The organism is Caballeronia arationis (assembly GCF_001544975.2).
GTDB classification, from domain to species: Bacteria; Pseudomonadota; Gammaproteobacteria; order Burkholderiales; family Burkholderiaceae; genus Caballeronia; species Caballeronia arationis.
On the sequence record NZ_FCOG02000008.1, the window covers coordinates 57,366 to 76,767 of the forward strand.

A 19,402-nucleotide genomic window follows, 5' to 3' on the forward strand; every position below is an offset into this window, starting at 1 on the left:
TCGAAAAGCGCCCCTTTTCACACTCACTGCTGCAAATCCCGCAGGAAATTATCCCGCCACACGGAGACGTTGTTCTCCCGCAGCGATTCGAACATTCCCCGATACCGCGCCTGCCGCTCGTCGAGTGACATGGCCAGCGCGGTCGCGAGCGCGTCGGCCATGCCGTCGATGTCGAGCGGATTCACGATCAATGCGCCGTCCAGTTCCCGCGCCGCGCCTGCAAACTGCGACAGCACGAGCACGCCCGGATCGTCCGGGTCCTGCGCCGACACGTATTCCTTCGCGACCAGATTCATCCCGTCGCGCAACGGCGTGACGAAGCCGACGTGCGATTCGCGGAACAGCGCCGCGAGCACCGGCCGCTCGTACTGCCGGTGGATATAGCGGATCGGCGTCCAGTCGAGTTCGGCGTAACGCCCGTTGATGCGCCCCGATTCCGCCTCGAGCTGGAGCCGGATGTCGCGATAGGCGTCCATGTCGGCGCGCGTCGGCGGCGCGATCTGCAGGAACGACACGTTGTTGCGCTGCTGCGGCTGGTGCTCGATCAGCCGCTCGAACGCGCGAAACCGCTCGACGAGGCCCTTCGAGTAATCCAGCCGGTCCACGCTCATCACGAGCTTGCGCTCGTGCAGCGTCGCCTTGACGATCTGCACGTCGCGACCGCTTTCGCCGTCCTTCGCGAGCGCCGCGATCTCGTCCGGATAGACACCGATCGGGTACGCCGCCGCCTTCAGCGTCTTGCCGAACGCGCTGATCCGGCACGGCTCGTCCGCGCGGCGCTCGATCGAACCGTTCGCCTCCGATTCGATGTAGTCGCAGAACGCACGCAGGTCGGGCGCCGTCTGGAAGCCGAGCAGGTCGAAGGAACAGAGTGCTTCGGCGAGTTCGCGGTGACGCGGCACGGAAAGCAGGATCTGCGACGCGGGAAACGGAATGTGCAGGAAAAACCCGATCCGGTTCGTCACGCCGATTTCGCGCAGCGCCTCTGCGAATGGGATCAGGTGATAGTCGTGGACCCAGATCACGTCGTCGGGTTTGAGGAGCGGCGCGAGTTGCTCTGCGAGCCAGCGGTTCACGCGGCAATAGCCCTCGAACTCGTGGCGTTCGAACTGGATCAGGTCCGGGCGATAGTGGAATGCGGGCCAGAGCGTCGCGTTCGAGAAGCCGCGGTAATACTGGTCGTAGTCGCGCTGCACGAGGCCGATGGTCGCGAAGGTCACCGGCCCGCGCTCTTCCAGACTGATGCCGTCGGGCGGCGCCGAGAGCACGTCGCCGCTCCAGCCGAACCACATGCCGCCGGTTTCCTTAAGCGCATCGTAGACGCCGACCGCGAGCCCGCCCGCCGCCGGGCCGCCTTCGGAGATCGGCGCGACGCGGTTCGAAACGATGATGAGGCGGCTCATGTACCCGCCCCGGCGCCCTTCCCCGCCGCGTCGGCCACGCCCTGCAGCCAGCCGAGGAACGCCGGAACCGACTCCAGGCGCGCATGCGCGAGCGTGTCGCCGCCGCCGACCTTGATAGACAGCCCGCCGAATTCGTTGACGACCGCGAAACCTTTCTCGTCGGTCAGGTCGTCGCCGACGAAGACCGGCTTCCTGCCCGTGAACGGCGGCTCGTTCATGAACGCACGCACGGCACGTCCCTTGTCGACGTCCTTCGGCTTGATCTCATAGACCATCTTGCCGGGCTGCAGCACGTAGGCGTCGGCGTATTGCGCAACGAGGCGCTCCGTCGCCACGCGTGCCGCCGCTTCGCGGTCCGGCGCGTTGCGATAGTGGAGCGCGAGCGCCGCGCCCTTGATTTCGAGCAGCATGCCGGGGTTCCGGCCGACCACGTCTTCGAGGACGTGCTCCATGCGCAGGAGCCGCTCATCGTTGAATCCGATGCGCTCTACGTCGCCGTTCGAGTCGCGCCGCTCGGCGCCGTGCAGGCCCGCGACCGGCAAGTCGGGCATCGACACGAACGAGTCGATGCTGTCGATGCCACGTCCCGAAACCACCGCGACCGCGCCGTTGGTCGCCCGCCTGAGCGTCGCGAGGAGTTCGGGCACGACGCGCGGCACGACGATGCCGTCGGGCGTCGGCGCGAGTTCGACGAGCGTGCCGTCGAAATCGAAGAAAAAAGCCGTGTCGGCGAGAGACAGGGTGCGAGGAAGTTCTTGCATCGATGTAGACCTTCGAACCGGAGATGACCGGAAAAGTTTGCGCATATTACCGCGAGCCGCGCCATTTTCGAGAGAGCAAGGTTTTCGCCAGACGCCGTTCGCGCGAGACGGCTCGATGGCGCCGCACCGTTCCAAATCCGCTTGCGAGCGCGCCTCATCGCCCTTACAGCCTTATTCGGCGGGGCTGCGGCAAAACGCCCCATTTTCGAGATGATGCGCCGAGTCGCCGAAGCAGGCTTCTATTTTGCGATAGAGTCGCGAGAGCCGGTCTTGCCCGGCTGCATCTGATCGAGTCCGAAATGCCCTCTTTGATCCAGTTTCGGCGTGACGGACGGCTCGTCGCCGCCACGCTCGCGCTTTGCGCGCTTTGTGCGTTCCTCGCCGGCTGTTCGCGGCCCGCAGAACCCTGGCGCCTGACCGATGTCAGCGGTCATCTACCCGACCTGTCGTTCTCGCTTGTCGACGACGACGGCCGTGCCGCGAATGGCGAGTCGTTCGCCGGCCACGCGACGCTCGTCTACTTCGGCTATACGCACTGCCCGGACGTGTGCCCCGAAACCATGGCGCGGCTCATGCAAGTGCTGCAGCAGATCGGCGCCGATGCGAACCGCGCGCGGATCGTCTTCATCACCGTCGATCCCGCGCGCGATACGCCCGCCGCATTGCACACCTACGTGCGCGCGTTCGACGCGCAGCACGCGGTCGGACTGACGGGTTCGGACCGGGCGATCGCGTCGCTCGCGAAACGCTATCGCGTGGCGTACCAGATGGAAAAGCGCGACGCGAACGGCACCTATGAGGTCACGCACAGTTCGGCGGTCTATATCTTCGATGCGCAAGGCCGCGCGCGCCTGCTCGCGACCGACAACGATTCCATCGACGCCATCGCGCACGACCTGCGACGCGTCATCGAGACGGCGAAGTCATGATCGAATCGCTTTTCTACTGGCTCGAACCATGGGAATTCTCGCCGACGGTCGTCATCGCCGTGCTGATCGCGGCGATTCTGTTCGCGCGCGGCGCGCGGCACGCGCGGGTGTCGTTTGCGCGTCGTCTGTCGTTCTGGCTGGGTCTGGCGGGCATCTACGTCGCGCTGCATACGCGGCTCGACTACTTCTTCGAGCATGAGTTTTTCATGCACCGGTTGCAGCATCTCGTGCTGCATCATCTCGGGCCATTCCTGATCGCGCTGTCGTATCCGGGCGCGGCGCTGCGCGCGGGCATCCCGTTTCGCTGGCGACAGCGCGGGCTGACTCCCGCGATGAACACGTGCGCGGCGCGCGTCATCGCCGATGTGCTGTTCCATCCAGTGGTCGCGGTGACGCTCTTCGTCGGCCTGATCTATTTCTGGCTGCTATCGCCGATCCACTTCAAGGCGATGCTCGACTGGCGCCTCTATCGCGTGATGAACTGGAGCATGGTGCTCGACGGACTGCTGTTCTGGTGGCTCGTGCTCGATCCGCGACCCGCGCCGCCCGCACGGCTCGCGCCGGGTCGGCGCATCCTGCTCGTGATCGCCGCGATCCCGCCGCAGATTCTGCTCGGCGCCTACATCTTCTTCACGCCGCACGAGCTGTATCCGATCTATTCGATCTGCGGGCGCGCGTTCACCTGGATCAGCCCGATGCGCGATCAGCAGGTCGGCGGGCTGCTGTTGTGGATTCCGGGATCGATGATGAGCGTGATCGGCGCGCTGATCGCGCTGCGTCACTGGCTGCGGCTGTCGGCGCGCTCGCGTCTGCGTGAGACACGAGCGCGCCGCCCGTCGGCTGCGACACCCGTCAGGGCTTAAGGACGGCGCATCCAGACGTGCGGAATGTCGTCTTCGTCGTGGATGTCGGAGATCGGCTCGAAGCCGAACGCCCCGTAAAATTTCTGCAGATGCGCCTGCGCGTGCAGCCGGATCGGCTGTTGCGGCCACTGCTTCAGGATATGTTCGAGCGCGCGTTCGAGCATCGCGTTGCCGAGCTTCATGCCGCGAAAGCCGGCGGTCGTCAGCACGCGGCCGATGCGGATATCGGTCTCCGATGCGTCCGGGTATCCGGGCAGAAGTACGCGCAGATAGCCGGCGAGCGCCGGGCGCGTTTCGCCTTCGCCATACGCGAAGAGATGCCACGCATCGACGTCGAGGCCATCGACATCGCCATAAACACAGTTCTGCTCGACGACGAACACGGCGCTGCGCGCGCCGAGCATGTCGTAGACCTCGGTGGTCGAGAGTTCGTTGAATGGCTTCCAGCGCCAGTCGAATCGGGAAAAGTGGTCGGTCATGATCGGCTGCGGACGGGCGGTGCGGCACGTGGCCGCCGTTGGAAAATCCTGCGATTATGCCGCGCGATGCAAACGCGCGGGGATGGGCGCTGGAAACGGACGCGCAAAACAAAAAGCCCCGACCGAGAGGTCAGGGCTTTTCTCTTACTTGGAGGCGCGAACCGGAGTCGAACCGGTCTAAACGGCTTTGCAGGCCGCTGCATAACCGCTTTGCTATCGCGCCGTAAGCGGTGTTGGTGCCGGTTGCGCTTCGAAGTGTTCTGAAGCATCCGTCCGGGCCACCAAACAAAAAGGGAAGCTCGGCTTCCCCTTGATTGGAGCGGGAGACGAGTCTCGAACTCGCGACCTCAACCTTGGCAAGGTTGCGCTCTACCAACTGAGCTACTCCCGCATTGTCCTGCACTTTCCTGCCACATCACCGCTGTGCCAGACAGCGACGACTTCAAAACCTGGAGCGGGAGACGAGTCTCGAACTCGCGACCTCAACCTTGGCAAGGTTGCGCTCTACCAACTGAGCTACTCCCGCATTGTCCTGCACTTTCCTGCCACATCACCGCTGTGCCAGACAGCGACGACTTCAAAACCTGGAGCGGGAGACGAGTCTCGAACTCGCGACCTCAACCTTGGCAAGGTTGCGCTCTACCAACTGAGCTACTCCCGCATATTGCTTCTTTGCCTTCGTTTTGCGCTTTGTTTCAGCGCTCACTCGACAGAAACGAGATTATGTAGAAGCCTCGATGCGGTGTCAATAGTTTTGTATGCGCCCTTTCACTCTTCGACGCAATTTATAACGTGCCGCCGCGTTCGCGGATCTGCGGCCACGCGAGCTTCATGTAGTAGAGCATCGACCACACGGTGAGGAACGCCGCGACATAGATGAGCCACAGGCCCCACACACGCGTATCGATGACGAACTGCGTCCCGTAGATGTGCAGCGGCCCGTAGAAAAGCAGCATCGGGATAGCGACCATCTGGCACACGGTCTTGAACTTGCCGAGCTGGTTCACGGCGACGCTCTTCGACGCCCCGATCTGCGCCATCCATTCGCGCAGCGCCGAAATGGTGATCTCGCGTCCGACGATCACGAGCGCGATCACCGCGTTCAGGCGCATCAACTGCACGAGCACGAGGAGCGCGGCGGTGACCATCAGCTTGTCGGCGACGGGATCGAGAAACGCCCCGAATGACGACGTCTGGTTGAGCTTGCGTGCGAGAAAGCCGTCGAACCAGTCGGTGAGCGCGGCGAGCACGAAGATGACCATCGCGAGCAGGTTGCGATGCTCCGGGCTCATCATCACGTCCGGCAGATAGAAGATGCCCACGACGAGCGGAATCAGCACGATTCGCAGCCACGTCAGAAAGATCGGTAGGTTGAACGGCATCGGCTCAGGCGAAGCAACGTGTAAGGGAGGTGCCATTGTGCCGCTTGACACCTCATGCCACAAGGCAAGCGCCACGGCCGCCCCCAGGCGGCCCGGCGCGGCGGTTCAGTGCAACTGCTTGTAGATCTGCTCGGCGAGCGCGTGCGAGATGCCTTCGACGCTCGCCAGGTCCTCGACGCTCGCCGCCTGCACGCCGCGCAATCCGCCAAAGCGCGACAGGAGCCGCTGGCGCCGTTTCGCGCCGACGCCTTCTAGTTCTTCCAGCCGCGACGTCTGCCTCGTCTTCGCCCGCTTCGCGCGCATGCCGGTGATCGCGAAGCGGTGCGCCTCGTCGCGGATCTGCGCGACGAGCATCAGCGCCGCGCTTTCCTTGCCGAGTTCGAGCGGCGCCCGTTGATCGGCGAAGATCAGCGTCTCCAGGCCGACCTTGCGCCCTTCGCCCTTCGCGGCGCCGACCAGCATCCCGCGATCGAGCCCGAGTTCCGCGAACACCTGGCGCGCGATTTCCACCTGACCCTTGCCGCCGTCGATCAGCACGATATTCGGCAAGAGACCGCCCGCCGCGACCGGCTCGGCCGCATCGGGCGTGACGTTGGGATCGGCGGCGTCTTCCGGTTGCAGCGTCGTAGCTTCGTCGGCGGCGTTGGCCGCGGCCTGCGCGACCATTTTCTCGTAGCGGCGCGTGAGGACCTGGCGCATCGCGGCGTAGTCGTCGCCGGGCGTGATGCCGGTGATGTTGTAGCGCCGGTATTCGCCCGACTGCATCTTGTGATGGTGGTACACGACGCACGACGCCTGCGTCGCCTCGCCCATCGTATGGCTGATGTCGAAACACTCGATGCGCAGCTGCGCGAGGTCGTTCATTTCGAGGCTGAGCGTCTCGGCGAGCGCGCGCGTGCGGGCCTGTTGCGAGCCTTGCTCGGAAAGCAGGCGCGCGAGCGCGAGCTTCGCGTTCTGTTCGGCCATCGAGAGCCATACGCGCTTTTGGCCCTGCGGCTGGCGCAGGAGCGTGACCTTGTGCCCGGCCTGCTCGATCAAAAGATCGACCAGCTCGCGGCTCGCCGGCGCGTGGCTCACGACCAGCACGGGCGGCACGCGGTTGCCGATGTAATGCTGCGCGATGAACGCTTCGAGCACTTCCGATTCGAGCGCGCCTTCGCGACTCGGTGCCGGTTCGGGCTCGGGCGACGATTCCTGCTCCTGCTCCTGCTCCTGCTCGGGCGCGGTTGCGTCCATCGCGCCGCCGCTTTCTTCGGGCGCGCCATCGAGCAGCAACGCGGTCTCCTCGACCCCGACTTCCTCGATGACGATCGGCGCCACGCCCTCGATCAGTTCGAGGTCATCAGGGTGCGCGGCGTCCTCGGCGGTTTCGTCCCCGATGCCGAGCGCCGATTCGACGTGCGCCGGGAAATAGGCCTTGTCGCCGAGATGACGGCCGCCGCGCACCATCGCGAGATTCACGCACACCTTCCCGCCCAGCGCGACAACCGCGAGGATATCGACGTCGTTGTCGCCGCCCACTTCGATCGCCTGCTGGTGCAGCACCGTCGACAGCGAACTCATCTGGTTGCGCACGGCCGCGGCCTGCTCGAATTTCAGTTCGGCGGCAAAGCCGTGCATCTTCTGTTCGAGCTCCTTCATCACTTCGCCCTGCCGTCCGAGCAGGAAGCGCGATGCATTGGCGACGTCGCGCGCGTAGTCTTCCTCGTTGATCGCGCCGACACACGGCGCGGTGCAGCGCGAGATCTGGTGCAAAAGGCACGGCCGCGTGCGGTTGGTGAAGACCGAATCCTCGCAGGTGCGCAACTGGAACACGCGCTGGAGGATCTGGATGCTCTCGCGCACCGCCCACGCGCTCGGGAACGGGCCGAAGTACTGGTTCTTCTTGTCGACGGCGCCGCGGTAGTACGCCATCCGGGGAAACTGATGGCCGGTCAGTTTCAGATACGGATATGACTTGTCATCGCGAAACAGGATGTTGTAACGCGGCGTCAGCGCTTTGATGAGATTGTTCTCAAGCAACAGCGCCTCGGCTTCGGAACGCGTGACGGTCGTCTCGATCTTGCGGATGCGCGTCACCATCATCGCAATACGCGGCGAATGCAGCGTCTTCGTGAAATAGCTCGACACGCGCTTTTTCAGGTTGCGCGCCTTGCCGACGTACAGCACGGCGCCCTCGGCGTCGTAGTAGCGATATACGCCGGGCAGGTTCGGCAACTGGGCGAGAATCTTCTTGGGGTCGAAAACGTCGGTGTCTGTCATGCAGCTAAACGAAGCGGAAAGTGCGCGGCGAGCGGGCCATGCCTGCTGTCAAGCGGCAGTGGGCTGGCTGTGAAGCAATCGGCGCTGTCTGTCGGGTAGCCCGACTTTCTTGCGAAAGCCGGGCCCCCCGAGAACCGTACGTGCGAGTTTCCCCGCATTCGGCTCAAATCTACAAACAAAGTTCTGTCGACGACAGAACCGGCTTAGTTACAACCAGCTTACCAGCGTGCACTTGCTGATGGCAGTGCGGGTGAAGCAGCACCCGGTTGGATAAAGCGTCGGTACCGCCATGCATCCGATATTCCAGTTGATGGTCGTGCCAGCCCGATTCGTCCGTTAAGGCACAGCCACAATGCGCGCAATGCCCGCCTTGTGACATATACAGCGTCGCCCACTGCTTTCGGTAGCGCATTTGTTCCCACATGCGCCCCTGCCGCAGGGTCTCGCCATATTGCTCCCATGTCGGATCAAAAGGATTGAACTCGCCCTTGATCCTCGTGTGCCGTTTGATAGCCATACCGCTAAGCTGGTATAGCTCATTCAGCCCCCAACTGCCGTCTTCGCGTACCGTACGAACCGCAAACACCCAGCGCCGGGCACCGATAGAGTGAAAGTACTTCTGTTTCACCCACACAGCGCTCTTTTGCGGGTGCCTCCGCTTCGACCACCGCCAGAGCTTCCGAAAAATCAGATGCTCCATGCGGCTGTACGTCTGCTTGGCCGAGACCGGACGGTGGTACTGCGCCCATCCGCGCAACATCGGGTTCAGCAGTTGGATTAGACCCCCCTGCTTTACCGTTTTGTTGCCGCTGATCGTTTCCGCCACGTTGCGATAAAACGCTTGCGCGTTTTTCTTGCTCGGCTTGATGAGCAATTTTCCCGAGTACTTCCGGAAATTCCACCCAAGGAAATCGAAGCCTTCATCAATGTGGGTGATGCGCGTTTTCGCCTCAGACAGTTGCAGGCCCCGAACCGCAAGGAACGCTTCCACCCAAGGCCTGACCACGCGTTCCAGTATCTCTTTCGAGTCACCGGTAATCACGAAGTCATCCGCGTATCGCACCACATTGACCTTCAACTTCTTAGCTTTGACGATCCCGAATTTCGCACCGAGGTGCGCAACCAGTTCACGCTCCAGCCCGTTCAGCGTCACATTCGCCAGCGTCGGGGAGATGATCCCTCCCTGCGGCGTACCGGCCTCAGTCGCCTGTAGCTGACCCTTGTAAATCAGGCCAGCCTTCAACCACTTCCGGAGAATCTCCCTGTCCATGGGGACATGGTTTGCCAGCCAGTCGTGGTTGATGTGGTCAAAGCAGCCTTTGATATCCGCTTCCAGTACCCATCGGGACGAATCCTTCCGGGACGTGCAAGCGCGTACCTGACCCATAGCATCAGCTGTCGAGCGGTTTATCCTGAACCCATATGAATTCGGGTCGCTCGTCGATTCCGACACTGGCTCCAAAGCCAGCAGATACAGAGCCTGCATCGCCCTGTCCCGCATGGTCGGAATGCCCAGAGGGCGTTCCTTTCCATTGGCTTTGGGGATAAAGACTCTCCGTAATGGCAGAGGCTTGTATCCACGCCGCTTCAACCTGCCGATAGCTTCCCACCGGCTTTCAGGCGAATCCCACAGTTCGCGATCGACTCCAGCCGTTCGCGCCCCCTGGTTCTGCGTAACACGTCGTACCGCATACAGCTTCGCGGATAACGTGCGAGTCAGCATCCATTGCAGGGCTTTCACCCTGCGCCAGTCACTTTCCCGCGTCGCCTTCGCAATTCGAATCTGCATCCCTCGCACGTTCCGTTCAACCCGACGCCAATCTACGGCGTTCCAATTGTCCGGCGCGTGGGTAAGCGCAGACCCGGTCTTTCGACCAGATACTTTCATGCTGCTCTCCTACTTGGAAGAAGTCCCCAGGCAGAAGGCGCATCTCCCCCAGAGGGGCAGACACACCCCTCTGGGGAACAACAGACATCTCAATAGGAGCGCATGCGCCCCTATCTCGGACAAACACCTCAGTACGAGCGCATGCGCTCGCACCTAACCAAGTTACAGAGTGTAGTCAGCCGCCTTGCGACGGTAGACCAGACGGAAGTCTGCCCGCTTTCGCGTGGAGTAATGTCTCAACCCCTATCCAGGCCATTACAGCCGACATTCGCTTTTTCCGTCCTCCCATACCTGCACAATCAACAGCGTCCCTTACGGTTCGCCTGCCAGCCAAAAGACAGCTGGCAACCATACAGGCTTACCACGTTCCCGGCATGTCACACGACTGACGTAGGTTCTGCCTATCCCCCGGTGGCTTGACAACGACGTAGCCCAAATTCTAAGTGGACTAACCAGCCACGTACCTTTTGGTTAGAGCCCGATGTTCAAGCAGCTTTGGCTCCTCACTGGTAACGAGGTTTATCAGCAGTTCACATACGTTAACCCTATCAGCCAGCCTAGCTCCTCGACCGCTTTGCTGCTAGGAGTGTCCAGACCAATCCCTCGCGGGAAGGGCCTGCCCGAAACATCCGGAGGCTACATTGTCAGAAGAGCTTCACACCCCACCGTTGCCAGTGACGCATGTCTTCTTAGGCTACTGCTGGTCGTACAGCAGGTTCACTGTCCTCGCCGTACAACTGACGAGGCCAAACAATGACACACCGAGCTTTCGCTCGTATCGGTTCGCGAATCCATTGCCGCTGACGGCGCAGGAATTACATACATCACTCCACCCTGTCGGCGGAGGTGAAGCCGCTGACGGGGCGGAACCTGACGGTAATCAGGTCAATGCAATGCGAGCTCTCGGAGAATGTGCTCTACCGAGACTCGTATGAACGAGACCCGGCAAACCTCTACCGGCTCTCGCTTCGCTAAAAGAGATACCCCGCTTCTGAGCAGTTGCGTCGAGGGACTCACGCCCCTTCCCGATGCTCCACGTGATATCTTCGCGACCGGTTAGGCTCATACAGACGCCTCCTTTGTCGCTAGTCGATGCCCCTTACGTTGGGGCTACCCGGACACGAGCGTGCGTGTCGCACTAGAATCGCCAGTTTAGATCATTACGCGGCTCGTTCGCCGCGCGAGGCGCGTCCATGGCCACAGCCGCTCACTCCCCGGAAATCGCGTGCGACATTTTCTGCGCGGTCATCGACAACTTCGGCGACATCGGCGTCTGCTGGCGCCTAGCGCGCCAGCTCGCTGACGAGCACGGCTGGCAGGTGCGCCTATTCGTCGACGATCTGCGGGCTTTTCACGCGCTCTGCCACGCCGTCGACCCGGCCCTCGCGCGGCAGGAGGCGGCCGGCGTCGTGATCGAGCACTGGCACGAGCCGTCGCACGCGGGCGAGGTCCTGCAGATCGCCGATGTCGTGATCGAGGCGTTCGGGTGTGAACTGCCGCCCGTGTACGTCGCGGCGATGGCGCGGCGCGAGCGCAAGCCGGTGTGGATCAATCTCGAATATCTGAGCGCGGAGGACTGGGTTGCGGATTTCCATCTGCGGCCGTCGCCGCATCCGCGCTTTCCGCTCGTGAAGACGTTCTTCTTTCCCGGCCTCGGCCCCGGCACGGGCGGCGTGCTGAAGGAGCGCACGCTCGATGCCGGGCGCGTCGCGTTCGACCGCGATGCCTGGTGGCGGGAGCGTGTCGGCACGGCGCCGCCGAGCGCGGAACGCACGGTCGTATCGCTGTTCGCCTACGAGAATCCCGCGATCGACACGCTGCTGGCTCAATGGCGCGATGCTGCGTCGCCGGTCGTGCTGCTCGTGCCGCAAGGGCGCATTTCGGGCGCGGTCGCCCGGTTTTTCGGCCTCCCGCAGTTCGCGGCGGGCGACTCGGCCACGCTCGGCTCGCTCGCCGCGTACGCGATCGGGTTCGTCGAACAGCCGCAATTCGACGCCCTGCTGTGGGCTGCCGATATCAACTTCGTGCGCGGCGAGGATTCGTTCGTGCGAGCACAGTGGGCGCAAAAGCCGTTCGTCTGGCACATCTACCCGCAATCCGACCACGCCCATTTGCCGAAGCTCGACGCCGCTCTCGCCCATTACGCGAGCGGCCTGCCCGACGCGGCCCGCGAGTCGGTCGCGCGCTTCTGGCACGCCTGGAACGGGGCCGGAACGCCGGACTGGGCGGATTTCTGGCGACATCGCGCGCTGCTCGACGCGCGCGCTGCGCAATGGGCGACGGAACTCGCCGCCGTCGGCGATCTGGCGGGCAATCTGGCGGCGCATGCGGCGTCGCATCTCGATGGCAATCTGCCCGCCGAACTGGCCGAAACCGCAAAAACTCAGTTAAAATAAGCGGTTATCCAACGGCTCGCGTCTTGCGAACTCCGGTTGCGTCGCCGAGCGATGCACGGAAGCGCAGCTCGCGCCGTCCAGATTTCCCGGCTCCCGCTAATTTGTCGGCGTCCGCCAGCGAAGCTTCGCGGGGCGCTGAAGTATCGAAAGAAACCACAGGACAGTTTTACTTATGAAGACCGCACAAGAACTCCGCGTTGGCAACGTCGTCATGATCGGCAACGATGCCATGGTCGTGCAGAAGGCTGAGTACAACAAGTCGGGCCGCAACTCGGCTGTCGTGAAGATGAAGTTCCGCAACCTGCTGTCGGCGGGGAACATGGAGTCGGTGTACAAGGCCGACGACAAATTCGACGTCGTGTTGCTCGACCGCAAGGAAGTGAGCTACTCGTATTTCGCCGACCCGATGTACGTGTTCATGGACGCCGACTACAACCAGTACGAAGTCGAAGCCGAAATGATGGGCGACGCGCTGAACTACCTCGAAGACGGCATGCCGTGCGAAGTCGTGTTCTACAACGAGAAGGCGATCTCGGTCGAACTGCCGACCACCGTGGTCCGCGAGATCATCTACACGGAACCGGCCGTCAAGGGCGACACGTCGTCGGGCAAGGTCCTCAAGACCGCGAAGATCAACACCGGCATGGAATTGCAGGTGCCGCTCTTCTGCAGTATCGGCGACAAGATCGAAATCGACACGCGTACCAACGAATACCGCAGCCGCGCTTGAAGCGCTTGAAGTGCATGAGCTGCAGCGGCGCCGGCATCGTCCGCGCCGCGTGATTCGCAGCAGTCCGCGAAGCAAAAGAAAAGCGCCCCGCTCGGGCGCTTTTTCTTTTGCGTGAAGTTTTGGCCGTGTTCAGGCAAACTTTACCGGGATTATCTTGAAATAATGGCGCGATCGTCAGTCTGAACAACGACCCGGGCCCTGTTTTCCCGGAATTCGGGCATTGGCACGATTTCTGCTGTATCCATGAATCTCCTACTCGACGACGAACCAATGCGAAAACAAAACAACGTCGCCGCCCGGCTTTTGATCGCCGCCGCGCTGGTCGCGCCAGCGATTGCGCTCACTGCCGGGTGCTCATCGACATCGACGAGCGAATCCGCTGGCGAGTACACGTCGGACGCCGCGATCACCGCCCGCGTCAAGGCGGCGCTGCTCGCCGACCCCGGCCTGAAATCGCTGGCGGTGAGTGTCGAAACTTATCGCGGCGTCGTGCAGTTGTCCGGATTTGTGAACGCGGAGGTGCAGATCGAGAAGGCAGTCGCCGTTACCCGCAGCGTGTCGGGCGTTCAGTCCGTGAAGAACGACCTTCACGTGAAGCCGCAGTAGCGGGCCGCACTGAACGACGCGGAAAGATACGCGCAGGACGCAGGAGACCGAAGCGAGGCTGCGTGCTCGCAGCCGGATCGGACGTCGCGCCAGTTGGCGATGACGCCCCGGCTGCCAGCCCGCCCGTCGTGCTGAAGTCCGGTTTCGAGCGATTACAGACCATTTTGATACGTTGTGTCCGCCATGCCACACGCACTGATTGTCGAAGACGATCCCAATAGCCTATCCGGCCTGTCCGCGATCCTGTCGGCGGACGGTTTTTCCGTCGACACCGCGACGACGCTTGCCGAAGCGCGGGCCGCGCTCACCCGTTTCATTCCCGATGTCGTGCTGATCGACCTGAACCTGCCTGACGGCAGCGGTCTCGATCTGCTGCCGAGCCTGCCCGCCCAGCCGCCAGACGGCGCGCTGCCGGTGATCGTGATGACGGGTAACGCCACCGTGGAAAGCGCGATCGAAGGCTTGCGGCACGGCATCTGGGACTATCTGCTGAAGCCCGTCAACATCCCGCGGCTGCGCAGCCTGCTCGCGCGCATCCCGCGGCCCTACGAGCTGACGGAAGAAGTCCAGGTGCTGCGCACCAAGCTGCGCGAGCTCGGCCATTTCGGCGCGATGCTCGGCCGCAGCAGCACGATCCAGCATGTCTATGACCTGATCGAGCAGACGGCGCCGACCGAAGCCGCAGTGCTGATCTGCGGCGAGCCGGGCACCGGCAAGAAGATTGCCGCGCGCACGCTGCACGAGCTGAGCCGCCGCCGCAAGGGCCCGTTCATCGCGTTCGACTGCGCCATGTCGCGCGATTCGACCCTGCGCTCGATGGACAGCCTGCTGTTCGGCCATGAACGCGGCGCGTTTGCCGGCGCGGAAAATCGCGAGCCGGGCCTGCTCGAACAGTCGGGCGGCGGGACGCTCTTTCTCGAACAAATCGACGCGCTGCCCAACGCACAGCAGGAAGCGCTCTTGCGCGCGCTCGATTCGCAGACCTTCATGCGGGTCGGCGGCAGCAACCGCATCATGACCGACTTCCGCCTTATCGCCGCGACACGCACGCCAGTGCGCCAAGCCATCGACGACGGCACATTGCGCGAAGACCTGTACCTGCGCCTGAACGCTTCGTCGATTGCGCTGCCGCCGCTGCGCGACCGCGACGACGATGTCGCCCTCTTCGCGGAGCATTTCGTCGAGGAACTGAACCGCGAAAACCATATCGTGGGCGTGACGAGCGGGTCGCCGAAGCGCATCAGCCCGTCGTTCATCCGCGAATGTCTCGCGCAGGAATGGCCGGGCAATGTACGGGAACTGCGGGAGCGCGTGCGGCGCGCGTATCACGCGTCGGGCGATGTCATCGAAACGCTTCACGCCGACGAGCACGGCGGCATCGGCGGGCGCGGACTGAACGGCAGCAGCGTGCAGGTGACGGTCGGCACGGCTCTCGCGGATGTCGAGGACATGCTGATTCGCGCGACGCTCGAAGCGGTCGGCGGCACACGCCATCGCGCGGCGACGCTGCTCGGCATCAGCCCGAAGACGCTCTACAACAAGCTGCAGCGGATGAAGCTCGAACCCTGAGGGTTCGCGCTCCGCTTCAAATGAAAACGCCACGGCATCGCTGCCGTGGCGTTTTTTTCGCACAGTTGCCGATCAGCCGAGCGCGCTTTGCAACAGCGCCTTCGCCTGCTGATAGACGACCTGCTTTTGCAGCTTGTCCCAGTGCGGCGCCTTGCCGCGCGCACGCATTTTCTTCAATCGCTGCTGCGACGCTTTCGAAGGCGTAAAGCGCAACCGTTCGAGCACCTTCTCCGCTTCCTCGGGCTGGTTGCAGATCAGGACCATGTCGCAGCCCGCGGTGAGCGCGGCGCTCGCCGCTTCGGTCAGCGTGCCGCCAGCGCGCGCGGCTTCCATCGAGAGATCGTCGCTGAAGATCGCGCCGTTGAAGCCGAGCCGGCCGCGCAGGATCTCCTGCAGCCAGACACGCGAAAACCCGGCGGGCTTCTCGTCGACCTGCGTGTAGATGACATGCGCCGGGATCACCGACGCGAGCGCCATCCCGAGCCAGTCGTACGGTTTCACGTCGGCGGCGAGGATTTCGTCGAGAGGGCGGTCGTCGGTCGGCAACGCGACGTGCGAATCCGCCGACGCGAAGCCGTGCCCCGGAAAGTGCTTCCCGCAGTTCGCCATGCCCGCGAGCGCGAGCCCGTGATTCAGGCTCTTCGCAAGCATCGCGACCACGCGCGGATCGCCGTGCAATGCGCGGTCGCCGATCACCTTCGACTGGCCGTAATTCAGGTCCAGCACAGGCGTGAAGCTCATGTCGATGCCGCATGCGCGCAACTCCGACGCGAGCACGTAACCGAACGCGGTCGCCGCCTTCGTCGCGAGCAGGACGTCGCGGTCCCACAGTTCGCCGAGCTTGCCCGGCGCGGGCAGCACCGTGAAGCCGTCGGTGCGGAAACGCTGCACGCGGCCGCCTTCGTGATCGACGGCGATCAGGATGTCGTCGCGGACATCGCGGATCGCATCAGTGAGCGCGACGAGCTGCGCGCGGTCGGTGAAGTGGCGCGCGAACAGGATGATGCCGCCCGTCATCGGATGGGCGATTCGGCGAATGTCCGCCTCGGTCAGCGTGGTGCCGACCACGTCGAGCATGACGGGTCCGGGAGTGCGTTTCATTGAGTCCAAATGGTTGGTCTTTTCAGGAGGGGTCGGGAATTTCCGCGATCACGAACGACACCGCATAGTCGCGCTCGTCGCTGACGGTGACTTTCGCCGTGATGCCGCGCGCGTCGAGCCACTGCGCCAGTTCGCCCGACGCGACGACCATCGGCTTGCCGCTCGGTTCGTTGAGTGTCTGCAGCGCACGCCAGGTCATCGGCCAGCGCATACCGAGGCCGATCGCCTTCGAGAATGCTTCCTTCGCGGAGAAGCGCGTCGCGAGGAACGCGAGGCCGCGCACTTCGGAGCGCGCCTTTCGCGCGTGATAGATGCGCAGTTCGTCGGCGCCGAGCACTTTTTCGGCGAAGCGCCCTTTCGTGCGCTCCATCACCGCCGCGACGCGGCTCACCTGGACGACATCGGTGCCGATTCCGTAGATCGCCATCGCGCGGCCCCGTTCAGCGCGCGGCCGCGAGACGCGACGCGACCATGATCGCCTTCATCTCGCGCACGGCGTTTTCCCAGCCGGCAAAAATCGCATGCGCGACGATCGCGTGGCCAATGTTCAGTTCGACGATCCCTTCGACCGCGGCGATGGGCTGGACGTTCGTGTAGTGCAGGCCGTGACCCGCGTTCACCTTGAGCCCGAGCGAATTGCCGAAGTCGACGCCGCGCGCGACGCGTTCGAATTCGCGTTGCTGCTCGGCTTCTTCATGCGCTTCGGCGTAGCGGCCCGTGTGCAGTTCGATGACCGGCGCGCCCGCTTCGTGCGCCGCGCGGATCTGCGTTTCGTCGGCGTCGATGAAGAGCGAGACGCGCGCGCCCGCATCCGCGAGCTGGCGGCAGGCGGCTTTCACGGCTTCGAATTGGCCAGCGACGTCGAGGCCGCCTTCGGTCGTCAGTTCCTGGCGCTTTTCCGGCACGAGGCAGACGTCGTGCGGCTTGATCTCGCACGCGATGTCGAGCATTTCCTTCGTCACCGCGCATTCGAGGTTCATGCGCGTCTTGAGGAGCGGGCGCAGCGCGCGCACGTCCGCGTCGACGATATGGCGGCGGTCTTCGCGCAGATGCAGCGTGATGGCGTCGGCGCCGGCCTCCTCGGCCATGAGCGCGGCGCGGATCGGATCGGGATAGTTCGTGCCGCGCGCGTTGCGCAGCGTGGCGACGTGGTCGATATTCACGCCGAGATCGATCACATTCGACGATGACGACAGAAAGAAGCTCATAGATTTTGCAGGTCGATCAGGATCTGACGGGTGGCGAGCGGCGTACCGCCCAGATAGACGTTGAGCAGGAAGCGCATCAGCGTCTTGCTTTGCGCCGCCGTTTGCGGGCGGCTGTAGTCGTCCTCTTCCATGTCGAGGAGCGTCTGGCCGGCGATCACCGGCCATTGCGACGGCAGTTCGTCCGACGCCTCGCGCACGCCGCGCTCGGGATCGAACACGTATTTGCGGTCGGCGAGAACCGGCTGGCGACTGATCGTGCGGTTGAGCGCCATCGCGTAGCCGGTCTCGCGCAGCAGCACGCGCTCGAACGAACGCAGCACCTGCACGGGCGGCTCGTCGTGCGCGAGGCGCGAAAGAGTCAGCACATAGTGGTTGAAGAGCGCGGGATGCGCGTCTTCGCGTGCGCAGAACTTGACCAGCAGCTCGTTGACGTAAAAGCCGCAAAGAAGCGCATCGCCCGCCAGCGGCAGCATGCCGCCGACCCATTCGGCCGTCGTCAGCGTGCGGACTTCGCCCTTGCCGGACCATGAAAGCCCCAGCGGCTGGAACGTCTGCAACACGCCGCGCAGCGCGGAATGCGGACGCTTTGCGCCCTTCGCGACGAGCGCGACGCGGCCGTAATCGCGCGAAAACACGTCGATGACGAGGCTCGTCTCGCGATAAGGATAGCTGTGCAGCACGAAGCCGGGCTGCTCGGCGATACGGAAGTCGGAACGCGGCGCTGCGCGCGGACGTTTGACGGCAGGCGGCGTGTCGGCGGAAGACGACGAAGAAACCCGGCGCTTTCTGGGCGCGGCAGGCTTTGACTCGGCGTCGAAGTTATCGTCGTCGAGGCTGGCGGAAGCGTCGGGGTTGCGGGTCACCCACGCCTCATTCGTACCCATAGGCGCGCAATCCTGCCTCGTTGTCCGCCCAGCCGCTCTTCACCTTGATGAAGGTTTCGAGATAGACCGGACCGTCGAAGAGCCTTTCCATGTCGTGCCGCGCCTCGGTGCTGATCTGCTTCAGCTTCGCGCCCTTCTGGCCGATGATCATCGCCTTGTGGGTGTCGCGATCGACCATGATCGTCGCGAAGATGCGGCGCAGACGCCCTTCGGTCTCGAACTTGTCGATGAGCACCGTGCTCGTGTACGGCAGCTCGTCACCGGTCCAGCGGAATACCTTCTCGCGCAGGATTTCGGCCGCGAGGAAGCGCTCGCTGCGATCGGTCAGGTCGTCCTCGCCATAGATCGGCTCGCCTTCCGGCAAGTACGGCTTCACGACATCCATCAGACGCTTGATGTCGTCGGGATTTTTCGCCGACATCGGCACGATCTCGCGGAAGTCGAAGAGCGCGCCCATCTTCTGCATGAACGGGAACAGCGTGTTCTTGTCGCTTACGTGGTCGAGCTTGTTCGCGATCAGGAGCGTGGGCGTACCCTTCGGAATCAGGTCGAGCACTTTCTGGTCGTCCGGGCCGAAACGGCCTGCTTCGATCACGAACAGGATCGCATCGACGGACGTGAGCGTCGACGTCACCGCGCGGTTCAGCGAGCGGTTCAGCGCGCCGCTGTGGCGCGTCTGGAAACCGGGCGTGTCGACGAAGATGTACTGCGCGTCGTCGAGCGTGTGAATGCCGGTGATGCGATGGCGCGTCGTCTGCGCCTTGCGCGAGGTGATGCTGACCTTCTGGCCGACGAGCGCATTCATCAGCGTCGATTTGCCGACATTCGGCCTGCCGACGATCGCGACCATGCCGCAGCGAAAACCAGTGGAAGTGGAAGCGTTCATATGTGTGTGCGGCAATTTCGTAAGGCGCACGCTTGCGCCGGGGCCCGGGGCGGCG

17 protein-coding genes and 4 tRNA genes are annotated in these 19,402 nt (G+C 63.4%); 6 read left to right on the forward strand and 15 right to left on the reverse strand.

The annotated features are described in order from the left end of the window. Positions 1-23 precede the first annotated feature (23 nt). Positions 24-1,403 (reverse strand): alpha,alpha-trehalose-phosphate synthase (UDP-forming), encoded by a 1,380-nt coding sequence (gene otsA / locus AWB81_RS06825; RefSeq protein WP_062633519.1) that lies wholly within the window; start codon positions 1,401-1,403, stop codon positions 24-26. Further along, a complete protein-coding gene (otsB, locus tag AWB81_RS06830) occupies positions 1,400-2,164 on the reverse strand; it encodes a trehalose-phosphatase (RefSeq protein WP_062633521.1) in 765 nt (254 codons plus the stop codon). Before otsB ends, otsA begins: the two co-directional genes overlap by 4 nt. Positions 2,165-2,463: 299 nt before the next feature. Here otsB and AWB81_RS06835 point away from each other — a divergent pair, with 299 nt between their 5' ends. Further along, positions 2,464-3,093: an SCO family protein gene (locus AWB81_RS06835; RefSeq protein WP_062633524.1), complete on the forward strand. Its 630-nt coding sequence runs from the start codon at positions 2,464-2,466 to the stop codon at positions 3,091-3,093. Next, positions 3,090-3,956 carry a cytochrome c oxidase assembly protein gene (locus AWB81_RS06840; RefSeq protein WP_062633525.1) on the forward strand — a complete coding sequence of 289 codons (867 nt, stop codon included), beginning with the start codon at positions 3,090-3,092 and terminating at the stop codon, positions 3,954-3,956. The genes AWB81_RS06835 and AWB81_RS06840 overlap by 4 nt, the downstream gene beginning before the upstream one ends. Here AWB81_RS06840 and AWB81_RS06845 read toward each other — a convergent pair. The 8 genes from AWB81_RS06845 to ltrA form a co-directional block, all read right to left on the reverse strand. Beyond that, the gene (locus tag AWB81_RS06845) at positions 3,953-4,435 is read right to left on the reverse strand and encodes a GNAT family N-acetyltransferase (RefSeq protein WP_062633526.1); all 483 of its coding nucleotides are present in this window, start codon (positions 4,433-4,435) and stop codon (positions 3,953-3,955) included. The genes AWB81_RS06840 and AWB81_RS06845 overlap by 4 nt on opposite strands. Before the next feature lie 149 nt (positions 4,436-4,584). Further along, positions 4,585-4,658 (reverse strand) — tRNA-Cys (locus AWB81_RS06850). Positions 4,659-4,750: 92 nt separating this feature from the next. Next, positions 4,751-4,826: transfer RNA gene (locus AWB81_RS06855), tRNA-Gly, on the reverse strand. Positions 4,827-4,885: 59 nt separating this feature from the next. After that, a tRNA-Gly gene (locus AWB81_RS06860) sits at positions 4,886-4,961 on the reverse strand. Between the two features lie 59 nt (positions 4,962-5,020). Further along, positions 5,021-5,096 (reverse strand) — tRNA-Gly (locus tag AWB81_RS06865). Between the two features lie 124 nt (positions 5,097-5,220). Beyond that, positions 5,221-5,817 carry a CDP-diacylglycerol--glycerol-3-phosphate 3-phosphatidyltransferase gene (pgsA, locus tag AWB81_RS06870; RefSeq protein ID WP_062633528.1) on the reverse strand — a complete coding sequence of 199 codons (597 nt, stop codon included), beginning with the start codon at positions 5,815-5,817 and terminating at the stop codon, positions 5,221-5,223. Between the two features lie 105 nt (positions 5,818-5,922). Beyond that, positions 5,923-8,079, reverse strand: a complete 2,157-nt coding sequence (uvrC, locus tag AWB81_RS06875; protein WP_062633529.1) for an excinuclease ABC subunit UvrC — start codon at positions 8,077-8,079, stop codon at positions 5,923-5,925. A gap of 169 nt (positions 8,080-8,248) precedes the next feature. Next, positions 8,249-9,967, reverse strand: a complete 1,719-nt coding sequence (gene ltrA, locus AWB81_RS06880; RefSeq protein ID WP_062633531.1) for a group II intron reverse transcriptase/maturase — start codon at positions 9,965-9,967, stop codon at positions 8,249-8,251. Between the two features lie 1,193 nt (positions 9,968-11,160). Between ltrA and earP the strand changes: the two genes are divergently transcribed. The 4 genes from earP (at position 11,161) to AWB81_RS06900 (ending at position 15,268) form a co-directional block, all read left to right on the forward strand. Beyond that, complete coding sequence (gene earP / locus AWB81_RS06885) at positions 11,161-12,363, forward strand: elongation factor P maturation arginine rhamnosyltransferase EarP (protein ID WP_062633532.1); 1,203 nt, start codon at positions 11,161-11,163, stop codon at positions 12,361-12,363. Between the two features lie 172 nt (positions 12,364-12,535). Then, entirely contained in the window at positions 12,536-13,093 is a 558-nt protein-coding gene (gene efp / locus AWB81_RS06890; protein WP_062633534.1) for an elongation factor P, read from the forward strand. A gap of 270 nt (positions 13,094-13,363) precedes the next feature. After that, positions 13,364-13,699: a BON domain-containing protein gene (locus AWB81_RS06895; RefSeq protein WP_062633682.1), complete on the forward strand. Its 336-nt coding sequence runs from the start codon at positions 13,364-13,366 to the stop codon at positions 13,697-13,699. 183 nt (positions 13,700-13,882) lie between these two features. Next, complete coding sequence (locus AWB81_RS06900; protein WP_062633536.1) at positions 13,883-15,268, forward strand: sigma-54-dependent transcriptional regulator; 1,386 nt, start codon at positions 13,883-13,885, stop codon at positions 15,266-15,268. A gap of 72 nt (positions 15,269-15,340) precedes the next feature. On the opposite strand, the gene nagZ is transcribed toward AWB81_RS06900, so the two are convergent. From nagZ to era, 5 genes are read right to left on the reverse strand one after another with little or no spacing between them, the layout of a single operon-like run. Further along, on the reverse strand, positions 15,341-16,369 hold the full coding sequence (nagZ, locus tag AWB81_RS06905) for a beta-N-acetylhexosaminidase (RefSeq protein ID WP_062633537.1): 1,029 nt from the start codon (positions 16,367-16,369) through the stop codon (positions 15,341-15,343). Between the two features lie 22 nt (positions 16,370-16,391). Next, positions 16,392-16,796: a holo-ACP synthase gene (acpS, locus tag AWB81_RS06910; protein WP_062633539.1), complete on the reverse strand. Its 405-nt coding sequence runs from the start codon at positions 16,794-16,796 to the stop codon at positions 16,392-16,394. 13 nt (positions 16,797-16,809) lie between these two features. Then, the gene (gene pdxJ / locus AWB81_RS06915) at positions 16,810-17,577 is read right to left on the reverse strand and encodes a pyridoxine 5'-phosphate synthase (protein WP_062633541.1); all 768 of its coding nucleotides are present in this window, start codon (positions 17,575-17,577) and stop codon (positions 16,810-16,812) included. Then, a complete protein-coding gene (gene recO, locus AWB81_RS06920; RefSeq protein WP_062633543.1) occupies positions 17,574-18,461 on the reverse strand; it encodes a DNA repair protein RecO in 888 nt (295 codons plus the stop codon). Before recO ends, pdxJ begins: the two co-directional genes overlap by 4 nt. Then, positions 18,448-19,347, reverse strand: coding sequence for a GTPase Era (era, locus tag AWB81_RS06925; protein WP_062633545.1), 900 nt, complete (start codon positions 19,345-19,347; stop codon positions 18,448-18,450). The genes recO and era overlap by 14 nt, the downstream gene beginning before the upstream one ends. Between the last annotated feature and the right edge of the window lie 55 nt (positions 19,348-19,402).